Consider the following 18,894-nt stretch of genomic DNA (forward strand, 5'->3'; position numbering starts at 1 on the left):
ATGGAAGATAAAAGTGCCAAGAAGAAATTCTATTCCCTGGATAATGCCGGAGTGCTTTATACGGCCATTGCCTCATCACGGATGACCACCGTATACCGGATGACGGTGGAATTGTCAGAAGCGGTTGACCCGCTGACGCTGCAAAAAGCGCTGGAACAGATTATTCACCGCTTTCCTTACTTTCAGGTAACCTTGAAACGGGGTTTTTTCTGGTATTATTATGAGCATACCGAAGCGATTCCCAGGGTTGAGGAAGAAACCTATTATCCCTGCAAGACGATGCGGCAGCGGCAGGGCAAGACCTTTCCGTTTCGGGTGCTTTACTATAAAAAGTATATTCATGTGGAGTTTAATCACAGTATCTGTGATGGCAGCGGCGGCCTGGCCTTTCTGCAAACCCTGATCATTGAATATTTTAAGCTGTTAAAGGGGATTGTGCCAGAAGATCTGGGCAAAGCCATGGACATTGCTGCGGAAGTGGATCCGGGGGAGTTTGAAGATTCCTTTAAAGTCTACTATGAAGAAAATGTTCCGCCGCCACCGGGCAGTAAGAAGGTCTTTCATTTTCCCTTTGAACTACTGGATAAGGGCGAGTATCTGCTCCTGACTGGCTTTGTGCCAGTGGCACCCTTGTTAGCCCTGGCTAAAAGCCATGGCTGTACCCTGACTCAGTTTATACTGGCCCTTTATTTTGAAAGTATCCAGGAATATATCATGGAGTTGCCGATCAGTGAGCATAAAAAGCATCGCCAGCGGATTGCCATCAATGTACCGGTGGATTTAAGACGGATGTTTCCCTCGATTACACTGAGAAATTTCTTTATCAGCCTGAATCCGGAGCTTGATCTGGCGTTGGGATACTATACCCGGGCCGAAATAATTGAGCAGATCAAAGGATATATGGGCCTATATATGAATCGTAAACACATTAACCGCTATATTTCCAGAAATGTCCGAAATGAACAGCTGATCTTTTTACGGATCATTCCGCTATGGGTAAAAAAGCTCTTTATGCCAGTGGTTTATAAACGTTACGGCGAACGGGGATACACCAGTGGATTGTCCAATCTTGGTGTGGTCACAGTGCCAGCGGAGCTTAAACCCTATGTCCGCAGTTTTGAAGTGTTTCCGCCGCCCAGTGCTGAAAGTCGGTTAAAGATGGTAACAGTCAGTTATGACGACAGACTGGCGTTATGCTTTGGAAAAACCACCAGTGAAACGGTGATTGAAAAAATATTTTTCAGAAAGATCAGACAGCTGGGTATTCCGGTAAAAATAGAAACGAATAAGAGGTGAAACTATGGCTTATTGTCCGAAATGTGGTGTTGAAGTCGAACATGACGTTAAAAACTGTCCATTATGCGATTTTCCTATCCCGGATATCAATGAAGGGAATTATTCGCAAGACCGTAAATACCCTCAGGCAATCAATACCTACGACGAAGATCATCTGGGAAAAAAGAATAAGGCCTTCTTTTCACTTACCATTATTGCCATTAGTATTATGGTGATTATTGGGGTGATTTATCTGGTCTACCCCTGGAATCATGTCCTGCTCAAGTATATTGCTCTGGCTGATCTTGGCATCTTTGCGATCGTTTTTTTTGCTATGGGTTATTTGCATCCCAACTTCAATTTTCTGGGCGCCTATATTACGGTGGTGATAACCTGTCTGTCTGTTTACCTGATTAGCGGAAGTCAGGCAAACTGGTTTCTGAGCTATGCATTGCCGATTACCACGCTGGTTTATCTGGATGTCAGTTTGTTCCGGTTTGTTTTAAAACATACCCGGCACAAAAGTCAGTTTATATTTATTCCGACCAACCTGATTCTTTTTGTGATTGTCCTGGCAATCGGCATTGATGGAATCGTCAGTTTAAATGTTCTGGGCAGCATTCATTTAACCTGGTCGCTGATTGTGGCGGTCTCGGGTATTTGTATTATCGTTTTACTGCAGACCATCTACCATCGGATTCCAGAAAAAACGAGAAGAATGCTGAAAAAGAAAATGCATGTCTGATATTTAGTGAAACGCCGATATCGAAGTGATTAATGTTAACATTAATAAAAAGCCAGATAAAAAATACTGGATAAAACAGCTATGCTGTTTTATCCAGTATTTTTTTTTATTATATTTAAAATTGGTGCAAACAAGTAAAAATTAGTTATATAAAATGAATATGATTCGTTAAATAACAAACGATTGAATCTTATCTTGATATTTCTTAAATAATCTTAATAAACAGATATTTTGTTGCGAATGTGTCTTTTTTAAAACAGTTCTTGAGTGGGATTAAAGACACCTGTATTGTGGTTATATGAGTAACACTAATAGCACAAAGACTTACTTAATAGAAGTTAGTTTAAACCCTATGGAAATAGTATGAAAAATTGCTGTTATCGGTCAAAAAAGTGTAGTTGCGAAAGGCTGGTTTCATGTTAAATTGAGGAACCATCTTAAGACGATTTGGTAAATATCATGTACAAAAGGAGGTCATTGTAATGGCAGTACAAATTACGACCCATGAAGCCGTAAAAAAGATTATTGATAAATCTTCTGTTATGATCGGAGGATTTTTAGGAGCTGCTGTGCCACTAAAAATGATCGACGAAATAGCGGCGGCAGGTATCACAGATCTGACCGTCATCAGTATTGGCGCCGGCTACCGGGGTGGCGGTGTTGATGTCGGGAAGCTGGTCTTAAATAAGCAAATCAAAAAATATGTAACCTCACATGTGGGAACCGATCCCAATTTGATCAAACAGATTGTGGGCGAAGAAGTGGAACTGGAACTAAGTCCGATGGGCGCCTTTGTGGAGCGGATTCGGGCTGGCGGCGCCGGGCTGGGGGCAGTTGTGACACCGGTGGGAATGGGAACGGAGGTTGAAGCGATGGCCGAAAAAATCATCGTCGACGGAAAGCCCTATCTGTTATTTAAACCGATTCGCGCCGATGTGGCGGTTATCAAAGCCTATCGCAGTGATCCTTTCGGAAATTTGCAGTACCAGGGGATGAGCAATACCAATCCGATTATGGCAACCGCAGCCGATATCGTCATTGCCGAAGTTGATGAAATCGTCGGGGTTGGCGAGATTGCTTGTGAACAGATTGGAACGCCGGGAATCTTTGTGGATTATATTGTCCAGGGACACAGCTTTGCAGAACGTAAGAGTATTTATGAATCTTTGTGGATCGCCACAAATAAATTATAGGAGGTCGGAAAATGCCAAGAAATTATATAGCCAGGCGCATTGCCCAAGAATTTAAAGACGGAATGTATGTCAATTTAGGAATTGGAATTCCCACCGAATCGGCCAATTATATCCCTGCCGGAACCCAGGTGTTTCTCCAGACCGAAAATGGCGGTTTAATGTTTGGTCCCAAACCTAAACGGGGCGAAAGCAATCCCGATATTGCCAATGCTGGAGCCGAACCGATTACCATGCTGCCCGGCGGCGCAGTTTTTGATGTGGCGACCTCATTTGCGATGATCCGGGGCGGACATATTGACATGACGGTGGTCGGAGCGCTGGAGGTTGATGAAGGTGGCAGTATCGCCAGCTGGAAAATTCCTGGTAAACTGTTAACCGGAATGGGCGGTGCCATGGATTTGCTTTACGGATGTAAACGGGTGATTGTCGCGATGACCCATACCGATAAACATGGCAACCCGAAAATCAGAAAAAAATGTACCCTGCCGTTAACGGCTGCTGGGGTGGTGGATATGATTATTACCGATAAGGCGGTGTTCCGGGTGGCGGAAGACGGGTTGTATCTGGAAGAACTGGCGCCAGGGATTACGGCAGCTGAGGTTGAGCGACTCACCGAAGGGACGATTATGAACATCATCGAATGGGAACATATCGAAATTACTTAGAAAGATAGAAGAGGAAAGTAAAATGAACAACAATAAAAAATGGTTAATCCTGGTAGTGAGTATTGTGATTAACTTGTGTATTGGCTTTGCCTATGCCTGGAGCGTTTTCTCCAAACCGTTGCAGATTGATTTTGGCTGGACCCCCTCCCAGGCATCAATGGCGTTTACCATCAACTTATTTGTCTTACCGATTGCGATGATTTTTGCCGGTCCACTGGTAAAACGTTTTGGCGTCCGGGTGGTCGTCTTATTAGGCGGGGTGTTGTTTGGTATGGGTCTTTACTTAAGCGGCATGATCACCACCGTGTATCAAATCTATATTACCTATGGCTTGATTGCCGGATCGGGAATTGGATTGATCTACTCGATTACCGTTTCCAATACGGTAAAGTGGTTTCCCGAGCATAAGGGTTTGGCTGGCGGTTTGACGGCCGGCGGGTTTGGAGCTGGTTCGTTGATCTTTGCCCCGGTGGCGGTCCAGTTCATTGCGGCGCAGGGCGTCTTGGGGGCCTTTCAGACCTTGGGTTTAATCTTTGCTGGAGTGATTTTGGTATTGGGGATCTTTATTGCTGCTCCACCGGTACCAGAAACTGATAAGCAGGTCACCACCACGGCAACAAGCCAGAACAGTGGTGATGTGGTCACCCGGGATATGTTAAAAACGCCTGATTTCTACGTGATTTGGGGATTAATGGTATTAGGTTGTATATCCGGGTTAATGATTATCAGCCAGGCTTCACCAATCGGCCAGGTGATGGTTGGATTATCTCCCGAACAGGCAGCATTTGCGGTTGGTTTTATCGGTCTGGCCAATGCCACCGGACGAGTTGTCTGGGGAACAGTATCCGATAAAATTGGACGCTACAATACCTTGATGGCGATGTTTGCCTTAAGTGGCGCCGGTTTAGTGGCCTTGTATTTCACTAAGGACTTACCGCTTTTCATGGTCGGCATCTGCTTGATTGCCGCCAGTTACGGCGGGGTGTTCGGGTTATTCCCATCGATCACCGCCGATAATTTTGGGATCAAACATTTGAGTATGAATTATGGGGTGGTCATGACCGGGCTGTCCATCGGGGCCTTTATCGGACCACAAATTGCCGCCTATGCGGTTGAACAAAGCGGCGGCAGTTATAACCTGGCTTTCATTATTACCTTGGGGATTAACATTGCCGCGATTATCCTGGTCTTGTTTGCCAAACGCATGAATGCCAAACATAAGATGACACTGGCAACCGAGAATTAAAAACACTGAGAACTAAAAGGTAAAAAATAAGATCTGTCTCAGCGAGACAGATCTTTATTTTTGGTTCAGGTTAAGCGGTATTTACGGTTGAGCATATCTTCCCGTTCTTTCCAGTCTGACATCAGCGTGCCCAGGGCACCATAGAAGGAAAGATTATGATTGGGAAAACGAAAGTGCAGCATCTCGTGCAATGCGATGTATTCAATACATTCCTTGGGGGTCTTAATCAGCTCCAGGTTGAGAATAACCCGTTGGCTTTTTGGTGAACAGGCACCCCAGCGATTGTCCAGCCGATATATTTTCAAGTCGGGGAAGCGGACCTGGTAGGGAGCCGCTTTGACAATGGCAGAGGCCATGGCTTCGACAAAAACCTCTCGGGCCTGTTCCCGATACCACATATCTAAAACAAATTCTTTGTGAGAAAGGGACGAAACATCCTGGACGTTGAGAACCATATTATAATTGTTGATAATGACACCAGGGGTGGGCGATTCTTCGATCATCAGGCGATAATAGTCACCAAGATATTTATGCTTTTCACCAGTTTTATACTGATAATTTTTTAATAATTCAGGGACGGTATCAAGATTGCCAAACATAGGGGTTACCTCCATCTTCTTGTAGAACGACTCCATTTTGAATCATTATATCCAAGAACGGGACAAACCTGAATAGAAATAGTTGTCACCATAGGGAAAGAATTGGTGATCGACTTGCAAATTTTTAAGATGCTGTTTATGAACTGTACTTTCACAGGAAAAATGTTATAATGAGATATTAAAGTTCCAGAAAAATGGAGAATAATCAGGAATGTTTTAAATGAAAGGAGAATCTTATGGAAACAACATTAAGTGTAACGTTGATTCAACACACACCAGATCCCGAGAAATTAGTGGCGGCAGCTGCCAAGCTATGTTATTCCAAGGCCGGTGCCGGTGAGATCATGGAAGATCTGACCGATGAGAATGTGGAACGCTTTTTGACCCGTTTGATGGACATGGGACATGCCTCGCCGATCGAACACGCTAGCTTCACCTTTGCTATTGAAGGGGTGAGCCGGGCCTTAACCCATCAGCTGGTCCGCCACCGGATGGCCAGCTTCAGCCAGAAATCCCAACGTTACGTCAGCGAAGGTCAGTTCAGTTATGTGATTCCCCCTGAAATCAAAGCGCTGCCAGATGGCGAAAAGATCTTCATTGAAGGGATGGAAAATGCTCAGAAGACCTATGATGCCCTGGCTGAAAAGCTCATTGACAAGTATACCAGGGATTTGATGGCGACCGGCTTATCCGAAAAACAGGCCGCTATGGCCGCCGAGAAGCAGGGGATCGAAGATGCCCGGTTTGTTCTGCCCAATGCCTGCGAGACGAAAATCGTGACCACTATGAATACCCGGGAACTGTTGCATTTTTTCAATCAGCGCTGCTGCAACCGGGCCCAATGGGAGATCCGGGAACTGGCGACGCAAATGCTCAGAGAATGTAAAAAAGTGGCCCCGCTACTGTTTAAAAACGGTGGCCCCCGCTGTGTCGAAGGTCCATGTCCAGAGGGTAGTATGACCTGTGGTAAAATTAACGAGGTCAGAGAAAAATTCAAACAAATTTAAGTTAACAATGGATAGTTAAAAAAATTAATTAAAAATTGAAAAGGTCGTGAAAAGGTATGTTGGAAATTAAAAACCCGGAAAAACAGAATATTATTTTTGCTTTAATCGTTGCTGTTTTAGGGGTCGCTATTATTTTTGTTCCGTTTGTGATTAAAGCAGTGGGCATTTATCAGTTTTATTTTACCTATGCCGGAGTGGTTATTATTGCTTTTTCGCTTGGTTATGCCCTTTATTTCTATCGGCGCTATCGTCAGTTTGAGGCTTTTATGGAGAAAAAAGATGAAGCTCTGATCTGGGAATATGAAGAAGCTCAATACGAAGGGTTTATCGGTGAATTAAACCAAATCCAGAAAAACGCTGAAAAGAAAAAAATATGGATTTTATTGGGAATTGAACTGGTTATCTCGATACTGCTCTTTATTATGTTATCAGAGGGGATGAAATGGCTGGGCTTTGTCTTTTTTGCTTTCTTTGCCACCTTGTCAGTTCTGTTTACCCTAATCCTACCCCAGAGTTTTAAATACCGGGCGTTGATCAAACCCTATGTGACGATTATTCATGAAGACAGTGCCTATATTATGGGGCGCTTTCATCGCTGGTCAAAAGCCCAGGCCAAGCTGAAAAACTATGATAATGGTGAAAAAATATACAAGGTTCTGGCAATTAACTATGAGGCGGTCACCCGAAATGGTAAGCTGTTTCAGGAATGGACAGCGGTGATACCAAATCCCGATGACAGCAGCATGATTGCCGAAGCGAAAACGTGGGTGGGTCGGATTAATAAATTCACCCGACTTCATGAGAAAAAAATGAGCGAAAGAAAATCATGGTCAGAACAAACATTTGAAAAGATGATTGGCAAAAACAAAAACGATAATAAGAAGCTGGAAAAGTAACGGAGTCGAAAACACAGAAATAAAAAAAGCCCATCTGGGCTTTTTTTATTGGCAGCAGTTATTCCGGATAAATCATATTTTCCGGTTGAATGTTTTCAAGAATTTCGGTCAGAAATTTCTGTGCTTCATAACGGGCCATCGGCAGGTTCATATCCAGGTAGTTGCCGCAATCCCGGGGCGTGGCACCGGGAATTTCGTCATCATAATCGGCCATGAAGGTAAACAGTTTGATGATTAAGGGCATGATCTCCGCAGGGGTCCGTTCGCCTTTCATCAGCAGATAAAAGCCGGTACGGCAGCCCATCGGTCCAAAATAAACAATCTCATCACTGAGAACCGGGTCGTTTCGCAGGAAGGTTGCCCCCAGGTGTTCCATAGCGTGGAGTTCGCCGTTGTTGATCACTGGTTCGCGGTTGGGCTCTTTCATCCGAATGTCAAAGGTGGTAATGCAGTGGTCGCCACAATAATCTTTGCGGGAGATGTAGACCCCCCTCAGTAAATCCAGATGGTTGATGGTGAAGCTGGCAATCTTTTTCATTTTTGTTTTTCCTTTCCGGTAAGATAATGGTTGATTGCCTCCAGGTAATGGAGGAGGATATTGTGAAAGGGGTAAATGCGTAGCTGCTGATCGAAATCCGCGTAGGGAATTGACTTGCGGCCGTCATGCTGGGCATTATCCCAATAGTTTTTCAGAATACTAAAAGGCAGCAGAAAGGTTTCATCACAGAATTTAAAGTGGACAATCAGGAAAGACAGCCCCTCCTGTTTTTCGAATGCTTCCATAAATTCCATCTGATGCTGATGAATGTTGGCAATTGGCAAGCGTTTTTGGCTGGTTTCCTTGGCGTCAAAACAGACTGGAATGCCCTGGATGTTACCCAGATAATCGACGGTGCTTTTTTCTTCAAAGTAGGCCAGTTTGATGGTTCCCTTAGCCGGGTCCAACTCCACTGGTTTAATGGAAGTGGGTATTTTTTGAACTACGGCCAGGCCCTGTTCCAGATAAATTTTATTAGTGATATTTAAGTTTTCTTCAAGCTGACTGCCCCGCAGCCCGCGGCTGTTCCAGTACCCCATGATTATTTCTCCGAGAGGAAGGGGTCTTTGAAACCGAAGCGTTTCAGGGCTTTTTCAAAAACCGGGGGGACCGGGGCGGTGAAGGTTTTCTTCATATCCGTCAGGGTATATTGGGCACTGTGAAGCAGTTGACTTTTCAGGCCGGATTCCTCATATAAACGGCTATTGACCGGACGACTGCCATATTTGGGATCCCCCACGATGGGGAAACCAACGGCGGCCAGCTGGACCCGAATCTGGTGTGAGCGGCCGGTTTTTAAAATAACTTTTAAGAGTGCATAGTCACCATGACTCTCCAGGGTTTCATAGTTCAACACCGCTTTTTTATCGGTTGGAGCGGTTTGCTGTTCAGAGAAGGTAACGGTGTTTTTATCGCTGTCTTTTTTCAAATAACCGACGATTTCATCGGCGGCTTTGGGTTTACCGGAGACGATGGCAAAGTAGATCTTTTCAGTTTGATCCTCCCGGATGGCATAATTAACCTCTTGGAGGGTTTTGTAATTCTTGGGCACCAGGATGATCCCGGTGGTGTTTTTATCCAATCGGTTGGCACAGGCCGGCGTGAAGGTAAGATTGGTTTTAGGGTCATAATCGCCCTTCTTGATCAGATAGTCAACGGCGTAATCAATCAGTGAAAGCTCTTCGGTTTTATCCGGCTGAGTGAGCACTTCGGCTGGTTTGTTAAGCACCAGCAGGTCGTTATTTTCATAAATAATATCAAGAATGGTACTATTTTTATCCAGCTTTTTTTTGGTGGAATCGGTTCGAAAATTAGCAATGGTTTCTTCGGAGAAATAAATCTGGACGACATCGCCGGCAGTGATCGCGGTGGATGGTTCCGATTTTTGACCATTGAGTTTAATTCTTTTTTTTCGCAGCATCTTCTGGAGAAATCCCGTCGATGCCTGGGGCATGAGTTTTTTTAGAAAGCGATCCAGTCGTTGGTTGCTTTCATTTTCGGTGATAACAATTATTTTCATTTATAATCCTTAAGAAGTATTTTGTGATTATTATACCATGGAAGCCAGGTAAATAAATTAAGTTTCGGTGCTGGGCAAAGAATAATTTAACCGCTCTGGAAAGGTTTGATTTTCAGTATCGGCTGAGCACAGGGAGCAGTAGGGTCGTAGTTCTAACATAAAAAGAGCATGTTCGCAAGTAACCAAAGTTATTTTGCGACATGCCCTAAAACGGAGAACAAGTTAAAGATAATTAAAAATTATCGTCGGTGGCTGCAGTCCAAAACATTTTTTATTTTATGGGCAACCATCGCTTTAATGGCAGAACGACCAGGTCCCAAGTATTGACGGGGATCGAACCAGCCGGGATTTTCAACAAATACTTGGCGGATCGAAGCGGTCATCGCAAGACGTAGATCGGTATCGATATTGATTTTACAAACGCCGGACTTAGCAGCTTTTCGCAACATATCTTCAGGAACACCTTTGGCACCAGGAATTTGTCCGCCATATTGATTGCAAAGATCGACAAATTCTTTGGGAACGGAGGAGGCTCCGTGAAGGACCAGCGGAAAACCGGGTAGCAGGTCGGAAATTTTATAAAGGCGTTCAAAATCCAGACGGGGTTCGCCTTTAAATTTAAAAGCACCGTGGCTGGTACCAATTGTAATTGCCAAGGAATCACAGCCGGTTCTGTCAACAAATTCGACCGCTTCATCGGGATCGGTATAGGTTGCGTTGGGGGTGTCAACATTTACATCGTCTTCAACACCGGCCAGTTTACCCAACTCGGCTTCAACCACAACACCATGATCGTGAGCATATTCAACCACTTTTTTGGTTAAAGCGATATTTTCATCAAAGGGATGTCGTGAACCATCAACCATAATCGAGGTAAAACCGCTATCAACGCAGGTTTTGCAAATCTCGAAATCGTCGCCATGATCTAAATGGAGGCATATATCCAAACCGGTAACCTCGATGGCCGCTTCTACTAGTTTTCTTAAATAGACGGGATGGGCATATTTTCTGGCACCGGCCGATACCTGTAGAATAAGGGGAGCTTGTTCCTCGGCGGCGGCTTCAACAATTCCCTGGATAATTTCCATATTATTGACATTAAAAGCCCCGACAGCATAGCCACCTTCATAAGCTTTTTTAAACATTTCAGTTGATGTTACTAATCCCATTTTCTAAAACCTCCTAAGTGTTTATCATAATTTTGCCTGTTTTTCTATATTATACTTAATAATTAGCGACGATATTAGTATACTATCTTTTGCAGCAATACTCAAGCAAACAGAGCAAATTTGAATGGTTTTAGGACTTTTTTCCAGATAGAAACTATGTCAAGATAAAAAATGGCATTTTAGCCAAAACAATCATAGGAATGATAATCCGGGAGATTGGGGTTAGAACAAAATAGAAAGAGGCAAACTAAAAATAGTTGCCTCTTGTGAGAATAGATCCTAGATTAACGTTGTTTTATGAAGCTGGGAAGTATTTTTAATAAACCAACGAGCATAATCGTGTACAACGGAATCAGAAAGATATTGGTAATCAGTCGGGCCGGAAGTAATACCGCCACCGCCTGTCCATAAAGAATACTCAAAAACCACGTATTTAACAAAATTGATGTGACCAATTGTGAAACACTCACGATAAATAAGATATGATCGCTGCGATATTCACTATCAAGATTGGATTTCTTTACAACAATAATGGGGAACACCGCAAATGCGATCATTAAAGCAATAAAGAGCACAAAGAAAACCATGCTCAATGGCTCTCCCGCATAAGAAATGGTGCCATTATCAAAACCGAAGGTCCCCGAAACAGCGAGAATAATCGCTGCTAAAGCAATAAATACCAGGTTGAACCATTCCAGATGTTTGATTTCTTTTTTTCTTAACATCATAAAAAGTAAGCCTGGAATAAAACCGGTCAGTCCATTAGCAAGGGTAAACCCGATAAAGAAAGGGCCGCCTGGCTTAATAATAAAGCACAGAATATCGGAAATAAAACCAACGGCAAAACCAGCCAGCGGTCCAAACAAAATACCGCTGAGCATGATTGGCAAAGCAGTGATGTTTAACCGGAGCGAAGGAAAACCACCAAGAGGGATATACACCTCAAACAGAATCTTCAGCACGATGCTGATGGCAATGAGCAGTCCACAATTGACCACGATCCGGGTCCGGGTGGTACTACTAATAAAAGCATTACTTTTCATAAAACCTCCTTGAGTTTAAAGTAATGCTTCCGCAACCTACAATCTGCATTGTAACAGCGGAAGCGACAAGATACCGCAATGGTCACATTTCGTTTAAAGGCAACTTCCCATCCTTTAACACTTTACGCATCTTGTCTACTCTGGTATTAAATTGACATCATTTTAACACACTGTTAAAGGTTTACACAAGGATAAATAATTATCGTTATTTTTTAATCAAAGTAGATATTTTAATAATTTTGGGTATATAATAGTATCAGTCAAACAAAAACTGAAAGAAAAAAAGTAAATGGAGGGTAATAAATGAAAAAGTTATGGAAATGCGGAGTATGCGGTTATAAGATGGAAGGCGTTGAGGCACCTGAGACTTGTCCTAAATGTGGAGCACCCCGGGACCAATTTGCAGCTTTAAGTGATGAAGATGCCAAAAAGGTTTATGATTCCTATGTTACCAATGATATTCATATGGAAGTGATTGGCCTGGCAGAAAAAATCGTTCATCTGTCAAGAAAGGGTGCGGAAATTAATCTGGATCCTGCTTGTTTGCATATCTTCCAGAAAGCCGAAGCAGATTGTTATGTAATCAAAGAAATGTGCAAAGCTGAAATAGCCGGACATATCTCAAAAGGTAAATGGTAAAAAAATATTGAATTGGAGCAATGGTTTGTGTTATGATAGTTCAGTAAGTTTTTACTGCTGGCGTGGCACAGATGGTAGCGCAACTGATTCGTAATCAGTAGGTCGGGGGTTCGATTCCCCCCGCTAGCTCCAGTAAGAATAATTATTTATTGAAGAATGGCTTTAAATAGCTGTTCTTTTTTTATTTTTTGATTTTAATATATCCACCTCAAAGGTAGACTGGAGGTAGTGGATTTGAAATATCTGGTGTTTTTGGCTGTTATTTGCCTGATTTTGTCCTACTTGTGTCCTACATTTTGGCGCGCAAGTGAATATTTCGGGCTGAAGAACCCACTGGTAAATCACGTCCGAAATACTCAATCTTCTAAATGTTGTAGATGTGTAAATTTAAAGATCTTCTTTAATTATTCGATCTGGTAGAAATGTAAGGTGTCCGACAGATTTTCTGCAATTTATTCTGAGTTGCTGAGACTTGAAAACAAACAATGGATCTCATTGAGATATAAAAAGCGTTTTAGGGAATTAACTTCATTTTCTATTTCATACGCATGCCCATGGGCTATTTTATGGCGTGACTTATTTGATGTTGCATCGGGATCGGAAAGTAAAAAGTTTTCGTTGAAAGCTTCCTCAATTTGTTTAATAACATCATTGAATACTTCAAACTTGTAAATTGAGACATCCTCATTTTCATCAAGTTCTTTTTTTATATCCTTAATCGCTTTTTCTACCTTAAATCGAGGACTATTAAGACTCGTTCTTACAAAATCAGTTATTACACCTTCAGTGTGAATAGTTAGTAGAGTTACTGAAGAGTTGAAATATTTTCTTGAGTGATTAACCAAAGCTTCGTGGAATATTCTAATACGGCAATGAAAGTAATTTAGGGTTTCCCATCGTTTAACCATTTTCTTTAGGGATCCACACTGGTTCTGACGAAAATACGCTACAATAATGTTATCAACATCTTCAACACTTAATTCTTCTCGCATCATATGAATGTTGTTAACGAGTTCATCAGGTAATTCGTCTGAATTAAACCATCCATAACTTAATAAGGTTTCTCTTTGTTCGCTCCACTTTTTTCTATAAATAAGCAATGAAAAATCTATTGAAGACATTATTTTTTGTGTCGCTTCTACTATTTGCAATATCGGAGCAGACAATGTCTGTGCTATGGCTTCGTTAATAGTAAAGAAACTTTCTAGCAAATTTTGCAATGGAGATACAATAGCTTGTACATCAAAAACAGGTTTAGGAATATTGGATAATGCAGATGCTAATTCTGGAAATTGAACTTTAGGTACGCTATTCAATGAAGATTGAAGTGAAGAAAAATCAATCTGTGTTGTTTTTACTGCAGATTGAATTTCTAACTGTGGTATTTTTGCTATATTGGAAAAAGTAGAGTTTAACTTTGGGAAATCATAATTAGACATCATAGATATAGCAGATTTTAATCCTGACAGATTCTCTGTTGGCATTACAATATTATTTATTACATTAGTAGATGTAAGTAAGGGGCTATTTTGTAATTTATATGTATTTGACATTTTTTCAAGCGATTTAGAAGTATCAGCGGTTGCTTTTTTTATGATAGCTCTATTGGCAACATAAAATTTTTCATATATATCAACACAATCTGTTTTTTCATATTCTAATTTAATTTTAGTGTCTTGTGCAAGAATCTCATTGAGAATAAATAATAAGTCCGCATCAGCAATTCCCACAAAGTCATTCTCAGTAAAAAGGACTTCACAATCTTTTGTTTGTTTGTATATATGAAAAATTGATTTTGAAAAAGCAGTCTTAAAAATGTCGCCCTGTGCGTGACGATTAAAAAATATTTCAAAGCAAGTCACGCTAAAAAACACTCGAATTTTCACTTCAGTTCCCGCAATCGCTATTTTTATAATCGGAGAATTGTTTTTTAACTCTGTCAAGTCAGTTATCTCATTCATTGCCGAACTCCTTTGACAAATTATTTTTGTCATTTCTACAAAATAGAATAACACATTTAAGCAGTTCTTATAGGTGAAGCTTGAAATATCAGTCAATCAATTGATTGAGTATACAGTGCGTACGATGAATATACCTGTGTGGCTGAGCCGCAGCCCGGAACTTATTTAACCACAGGTAAAATCATACCTGTCATAGTTTTATTGTACAAATAATTGGAACCTAACCATCAAAATACAACCTAATAGTTAATGTTCAGAGTATAAGTCAAAGTTTTCGGATGAAAATGAGCATTATAAATGGTTGAAAATAAAAAACGAGCTGTTAACTATTTCAGTACGATTTTCTTACATTCATTTTGGAAAGACCCCCAGCAAAGTTAAGTCCAATAAATCCAATATTCAGTGTTATGCCTGTGAATCTTACTCTCTTTATTAAACGTTTTATGCTCATAACGCATCCCTCCTTTATCACTTCAACTGGGTTTGGCTGGTGGTCTCGCCAAGAACCAAGAGGTCGGTTTTTCCAAAATGGATGTAACAATATTATTATAACACTGAAATGGCCGACTTTCCAATACTTCTCAAAAGAAGTTCCTATCTAACGGCTAAGAAGCAGTACGTGTATATAACAGGATGAAATTAAGTTAATTTTCTATTATTTTTATTGATTATAAAATAATAGAATCATTAAAGTTATATTGTACCCATAGATTGAGATGGATTGAAAAATAGATTGCATCATCATTATATCTTGCCAGGGATGCTGTTGGATGAGGTTTCCATATTATAATCAGGTTAAAGATGAAGAAAGTACAAGAAGACAAAAAATGCTGATTGGCATTTGTCTTTATCGTTCGTATAATATATAATATAAACGAACAATAAAGACAAAGAGGTGCTCAAATGACCGATAAAGAAATGATTATGGACGCGCTAAAAAAGAATAACGGTGTGATCGAGACGAAACAATTTGCTGAGCGGGGGATTGATAATAAGGTCTTCCGCCGATTAGAGCTGGAAGGAAAAATCGAGCGAATCAGCAAAGGAATTTATATTGATGTAGAAGAAATGGTGGACGATTATTTAATCATGCAGTATCGCTGTAAAAAAGGGATCTTTTCTCATGAAACGGCTTTATTTCTTCATGATTTATCTGATCGATCGCCATTGAAACTGATAATGACTATTCCCACCGGTTATAATACCCGATTGTTGAAAATGGACGATCACTATCAATTTTTTTATATGAAAAAAGAATTTCACGAAATTGGTAAAACGAGTGCCCAGTCGCCATATGGTCATACGATTGCAGTTTATGATAAAGAGCGAACCATCTGCGATTGTCTGAAAAAAAAGGATAAACTGGATACCGATCTTGTTTTGACGGCGGTCCGGCAGTACATGCGTGATCCTGAGAGAGATTTTATTAAACTTCAGTCGTATGCCGATATTTTTAAGATTTCATCCCTGGTACATCAATACATGGAGGTGTTAGCATGACCATCAATAGCCCCAGACAACTGAAAGATTGGATTAACAATCGCGCCAAGAGAGAAGGGGTGATTGCGAACACCTTGCTTCAGAGTTTCATGATGGAGCGCCTACTGGAAAGAATTGCGGTATCGGACTATCGGGATAAATTTATTTTAAAAGGCGGTTTTTTAATTGCCGCGATGATTGGGATTGACATGAGAAGTACGATGGACATGGATACCACAATTAAAGGAATTCCCATCGATCAACAGGAAATTCAAAAGATACTATCAGAAATCATATCGATCGATCTTGAGGATCATGTTAATTTTAATATTAAAGGAATTAAAAGCATTCACGATATCTCGGAATATGATGATTTTCGAGTCAGTCTTGAGGTAAACTTCTTTACAATTAAAGTCAATTTAAAAATTGATATCACCACTGGAGACGTGATCATTCCAGGTGAAGTGGATTATGCCTACAAATTAATGTTCGAAGAACGTGAAATCAACATTAAAGCCTACAATCTAAACACCATACTGGCGGAAAAAATTGAATCAATATTGGTAAGAAATATTTCTAATACCAGAGCTAGAGACTATTATGACCTCTATATTCTTATTAAGCTCAATCACTCAATGCTGAATCGTGATGAACTGAAAGTTGCAATCAGGAAAAAAGCTGAAGAACGTGACAGCACCAAGTATGTAGATGATTACGTTGTTTATCTGGATAGTATTTCTGAAAGTCAGGAACTCCGAAAAATCTGGAATGACTACAGCAAGAAATATCCATATGCAGAAAATATTGAATTCGATCAGATCATTGAAACGATTTGGGATTTATTGGCATCATTCACTAACGAAAAGAAATTGGCGGATGTTTCAGATGAATCTGTTTCGGTCTGAGAAAATGACTGCTCAATACACCTACGACCCGGAAGGTCGGGGGTTCGATTCCCCCCGCTAGCTCCAGTAAATGAATATTATTTTTTAAAAGGAGTGGCCTTTATTGCCATTCCTTTTTTTAGTTCAAGAATAAGTTGATTATCTCGAAGGCGTCCAGCACAGAAAATGGTTAGATTTGATAAATATGGGTACATAAAATGATAGAGTGTTTTTCTGATTGGATTTCCAATTGACTTCCAGTCCAGAAAAACAAGAAACTGTTTGAATAATAATGAGGAGGTTCCATTATGAAAGCAAAAGTTGATCGGGATACTTGTGTGGGATGCGGTTTATGCGAATCCGTTTGTCCGAACGTCTTTGAAATGAACAATGACAGCATCGCTGAAGTGATTGCTGAAGTAATTACTCCAGAAAATGAAGCGTGCGCATTAGAAGCTCAAGATGAGTGTCCAGTAAGCGCCATAACCGTCGATTAAAATCGATTGTTTTAGAAACAGCATCAAAAAAATGTTTGCTTAAATACGAGTTCAAGAAAAATAAAACGACATAAGCTGGATTGGTATCTGACTTGAGAGACGATGTTTTATCGAGCAAGCACCACTTCATTACGAGCAGTCATGGTTTAATTTCATAATGTCCCTCTCATTTTCTTGCAAAGTTTTCTTAAGTGATTTGGTTTTGTCAGCCGCTCCGGCACTGGCATTGATCTAGAAATCTCAACAAGTTAAAAACTCCTAAATATAAAAACTTTTTTTCCGCAATAGGTACCTGATTCATTTTCAGTGTTAATAACGACAATTTAAAATTATCCTCGTTTGATTGGCACTCTGATCGCGATTCAGGCAATAGCAGCACAAATTTTACAACAAATATCCATGCAAAAAGGTGTATTAAGAAACGTATGTTTCCTTTGAGCGTAGAATAATTGATTCATTGGTCGCCGGCATCTTTGTGAAGCCGGATGAGCCGGTTGTGGTAGGGTTTTGGTTGCCTTATTTTTAAGAAATTTGATATTAATTCATTTGTTTGATATAATATAAATAATAAAAGATTGTTGAAAATGTTGAGAAGAATAATTTACCAAATTAACAACATCAACAATGTTATAAGAGAGTTTGTCAAGAAAGGAGAAATAATATGAATGAAAAAGTAACAATTGCAATTGAAAAAAGAGAAAATCTGAGTGGTAGTGCGGGTAAAAAACTAAGAAAAATAGGTTATATCCCAGGCGCTATCAATAGAAAAGGTCTGGAATCAGTTTCAGTAAAAATAAAAAAAGATGAATTGATGAAAAACGTATTTAAATATGGAAAAAACTATTTATTTACTCTCGATCTTGGGGGACAAGAATCATATGCGGCAATGATAAATGAGATGCAATATTCACCAATAAAAGGTGAAGTATTAAATGTCGTTTTTCAGCAGGTATCAGTTACCGAACCAATCAAGTTCAATCTTAATATTAAAATAGTCGGCAAGGAAGCAATCGAATTAAAAAAACTTCATTTTGTCCAGCAAATGGATAAAATACTTGTGACAGGATTACCACAGGATATACCTGATTCTCTTGAAATTGATGTAACCGATCTTAATTTGAACGACAAAGTATGTATCGGTGATGTTAAATTTCCAAAAGGAATTGAAACAGAAATTGAAGCAGATAAAATAGTATTGGTGATAAATGAAACGAGATTAGATGATACGATCATAGAAGATGTATCGGATGATAAAAACTCAGAAGCTGTGACCGAAGAAAAGCAGTAGAGTTTAATAACTAGGCGTGTAGACCACAATATCAAGGAGTAGGCTTTGTTAAATAATCCTTGGTAACATTTTCAGATTTCGCAAAATGGGTGGTAGCCATAAAAAGTGAAATTGCCCCTGGCAGCTTATAAGATGCCAGGGGCAATTTTTGTATGTGCGCCCGGCATGGGCGCAATCTAACGGGTGAAAGTCCCGGGCACGGGTAGGTAGTGCCAAGTGCATAGCTTAAGGCAAGGGTGTCCCCGGCGACG

General features: G+C 40.6%; 19 protein-coding genes, 1 tRNA gene and 1 riboswitch. Of the genes, 13 read left to right on the top strand and 7 right to left on the bottom strand.

The window, feature by feature from the left end; all coding sequences use genetic code 11:
• From ABGU93_RS13635 to ABGU93_RS13655, 5 genes are all read left to right on the top strand, one after another.
• Window positions 1–1,296: a hypothetical protein gene (locus ABGU93_RS13635; RefSeq protein ID WP_347413983.1), complete on the top strand. Its 1,296-nt coding sequence runs from the start codon at window positions 1–3 to the stop codon at window positions 1,294–1,296.
• A 4-nt stretch (window positions 1,297–1,300) separates the two neighbouring features.
• Window positions 1,301–2,020 (top strand): hypothetical protein, encoded by a 720-nt coding sequence (locus ABGU93_RS13640; RefSeq protein ID WP_347413984.1) that lies wholly within the window; start codon window positions 1,301–1,303, stop codon window positions 2,018–2,020.
• 482 nt (window positions 2,021–2,502) lie between these two features.
• Window positions 2,503–3,213, top strand: coding sequence for a CoA transferase subunit A (locus ABGU93_RS13645; protein WP_347413985.1), 711 nt, complete (start codon window positions 2,503–2,505; stop codon window positions 3,211–3,213).
• A gap of 11 nt (window positions 3,214–3,224) precedes the next feature.
• A complete protein-coding gene (locus ABGU93_RS13650) occupies window positions 3,225–3,878 on the top strand; it encodes a 3-oxoacid CoA-transferase subunit B (protein ID WP_347413986.1) in 654 nt (217 codons plus the stop codon).
• 22 nt (window positions 3,879–3,900) lie between these two features.
• On the top strand, window positions 3,901–5,124 hold the full coding sequence (locus ABGU93_RS13655) for an OFA family MFS transporter (protein ID WP_347413987.1): 1,224 nt from the start codon (window positions 3,901–3,903) through the stop codon (window positions 5,122–5,124).
• 65 nt (window positions 5,125–5,189) lie between these two features.
• On the opposite strand, the gene ABGU93_RS13660 is transcribed toward ABGU93_RS13655, so the two are convergent.
• Window positions 5,190–5,723 (bottom strand): YgjP-like metallopeptidase domain-containing protein, encoded by a 534-nt coding sequence (locus ABGU93_RS13660; protein WP_347413988.1) that lies wholly within the window; start codon window positions 5,721–5,723, stop codon window positions 5,190–5,192.
• A gap of 236 nt (window positions 5,724–5,959) precedes the next feature.
• Here ABGU93_RS13660 and thyX point away from each other — a divergent pair, with 236 nt between their 5' ends.
• The gene (gene thyX / locus ABGU93_RS13665; protein ID WP_347413989.1) at window positions 5,960–6,730 is read left to right on the top strand and encodes an FAD-dependent thymidylate synthase; all 771 of its coding nucleotides are present in this window, start codon (window positions 5,960–5,962) and stop codon (window positions 6,728–6,730) included.
• A gap of 56 nt (window positions 6,731–6,786) precedes the next feature.
• Complete coding sequence (locus tag ABGU93_RS13670) at window positions 6,787–7,626, top strand: hypothetical protein (protein ID WP_347413990.1); 840 nt, start codon at window positions 6,787–6,789, stop codon at window positions 7,624–7,626.
• A gap of 58 nt (window positions 7,627–7,684) precedes the next feature.
• Here ABGU93_RS13670 and ABGU93_RS13675 read toward each other — a convergent pair whose 3' ends face one another.
• The 5 genes from ABGU93_RS13675 to ABGU93_RS13695 form a co-directional block, all read right to left on the bottom strand.
• On the bottom strand, window positions 7,685–8,164 hold the full coding sequence (locus tag ABGU93_RS13675; protein ID WP_347413991.1) for an S-ribosylhomocysteine lyase: 480 nt from the start codon (window positions 8,162–8,164) through the stop codon (window positions 7,685–7,687).
• On the bottom strand, window positions 8,161–8,703 hold the full coding sequence (locus ABGU93_RS13680; RefSeq protein WP_347413992.1) for a Holliday junction resolvase RecU: 543 nt from the start codon (window positions 8,701–8,703) through the stop codon (window positions 8,161–8,163). Before ABGU93_RS13680 ends, ABGU93_RS13675 begins: the two co-directional genes overlap by 4 nt.
• A 2-nt stretch (window positions 8,704–8,705) precedes the next feature.
• Complete coding sequence (locus tag ABGU93_RS13685; protein ID WP_347413993.1) at window positions 8,706–9,683, bottom strand: RluA family pseudouridine synthase; 978 nt, start codon at window positions 9,681–9,683, stop codon at window positions 8,706–8,708.
• A 239-nt stretch (window positions 9,684–9,922) separates the two neighbouring features.
• On the bottom strand, window positions 9,923–10,852 hold the full coding sequence (fba, locus tag ABGU93_RS13690) for a class II fructose-1,6-bisphosphate aldolase (protein WP_347413994.1): 930 nt from the start codon (window positions 10,850–10,852) through the stop codon (window positions 9,923–9,925).
• Window positions 10,853–11,136: 284 nt separating this feature from the next.
• Window positions 11,137–11,895 (bottom strand): folate family ECF transporter S component, encoded by a 759-nt coding sequence (locus ABGU93_RS13695; RefSeq protein ID WP_347413995.1) that lies wholly within the window; start codon window positions 11,893–11,895, stop codon window positions 11,137–11,139.
• 52 nt (window positions 11,896–11,947) lie between these two features.
• A riboswitch (THF riboswitch) is annotated at window positions 11,948–12,040 on the bottom strand.
• A gap of 158 nt (window positions 12,041–12,198) precedes the next feature.
• Here ABGU93_RS13695 and ABGU93_RS13700 point away from each other — a divergent pair.
• Both ABGU93_RS13700 and ABGU93_RS13705 read left to right on the top strand, forming a co-directional pair.
• A complete protein-coding gene (locus ABGU93_RS13700) occupies window positions 12,199–12,534 on the top strand; it encodes a rubredoxin-like domain-containing protein (RefSeq protein WP_347413996.1) in 336 nt (111 codons plus the stop codon).
• 56 nt (window positions 12,535–12,590) lie between these two features.
• A tRNA-Thr gene (locus ABGU93_RS13705) sits at window positions 12,591–12,666 on the top strand.
• 320 nt (window positions 12,667–12,986) lie between these two features.
• On the opposite strand, the gene ABGU93_RS13710 is transcribed toward ABGU93_RS13705, so the two are convergent.
• Entirely contained in the window at window positions 12,987–14,495 is a 1,509-nt protein-coding gene (locus tag ABGU93_RS13710) for a hypothetical protein (RefSeq protein WP_347413997.1), read from the bottom strand.
• A 903-nt stretch (window positions 14,496–15,398) separates the two neighbouring features.
• On the opposite strand from ABGU93_RS13710, the gene ABGU93_RS13715 reads away from it, so the two are divergent.
• The 4 genes from ABGU93_RS13715 (at window position 15,399) to ABGU93_RS13730 (ending at window position 18,643) form a co-directional block, all read left to right on the top strand.
• The gene (locus ABGU93_RS13715) at window positions 15,399–15,995 is read left to right on the top strand and encodes a type IV toxin-antitoxin system AbiEi family antitoxin domain-containing protein (RefSeq protein ID WP_347413998.1); all 597 of its coding nucleotides are present in this window, start codon (window positions 15,399–15,401) and stop codon (window positions 15,993–15,995) included.
• Window positions 15,992–16,879: a nucleotidyl transferase AbiEii/AbiGii toxin family protein gene (locus ABGU93_RS13720; protein ID WP_347413999.1), complete on the top strand. Its 888-nt coding sequence runs from the start codon at window positions 15,992–15,994 to the stop codon at window positions 16,877–16,879. Before ABGU93_RS13715 ends, ABGU93_RS13720 begins: the two co-directional genes overlap by 4 nt.
• 287 nt (window positions 16,880–17,166) lie before the next feature.
• Window positions 17,167–17,355 (top strand): ferredoxin, encoded by a 189-nt coding sequence (locus ABGU93_RS13725; protein ID WP_304884204.1) that lies wholly within the window; start codon window positions 17,167–17,169, stop codon window positions 17,353–17,355.
• Window positions 17,356–18,016: 661 nt separating this feature from the next.
• Window positions 18,017–18,643, top strand: a complete 627-nt coding sequence (locus ABGU93_RS13730; RefSeq protein ID WP_347414000.1) for a 50S ribosomal protein L25 — start codon at window positions 18,017–18,019, stop codon at window positions 18,641–18,643.
• Window positions 18,644–18,894 lie beyond the last annotated feature (251 nt).

Source organism: Acetobacterium sp., assembly GCF_039830195.1.
In the GTDB taxonomy this organism is placed as follows: Bacteria; Bacillota; Clostridia; order Eubacteriales; family Eubacteriaceae; genus Acetobacterium.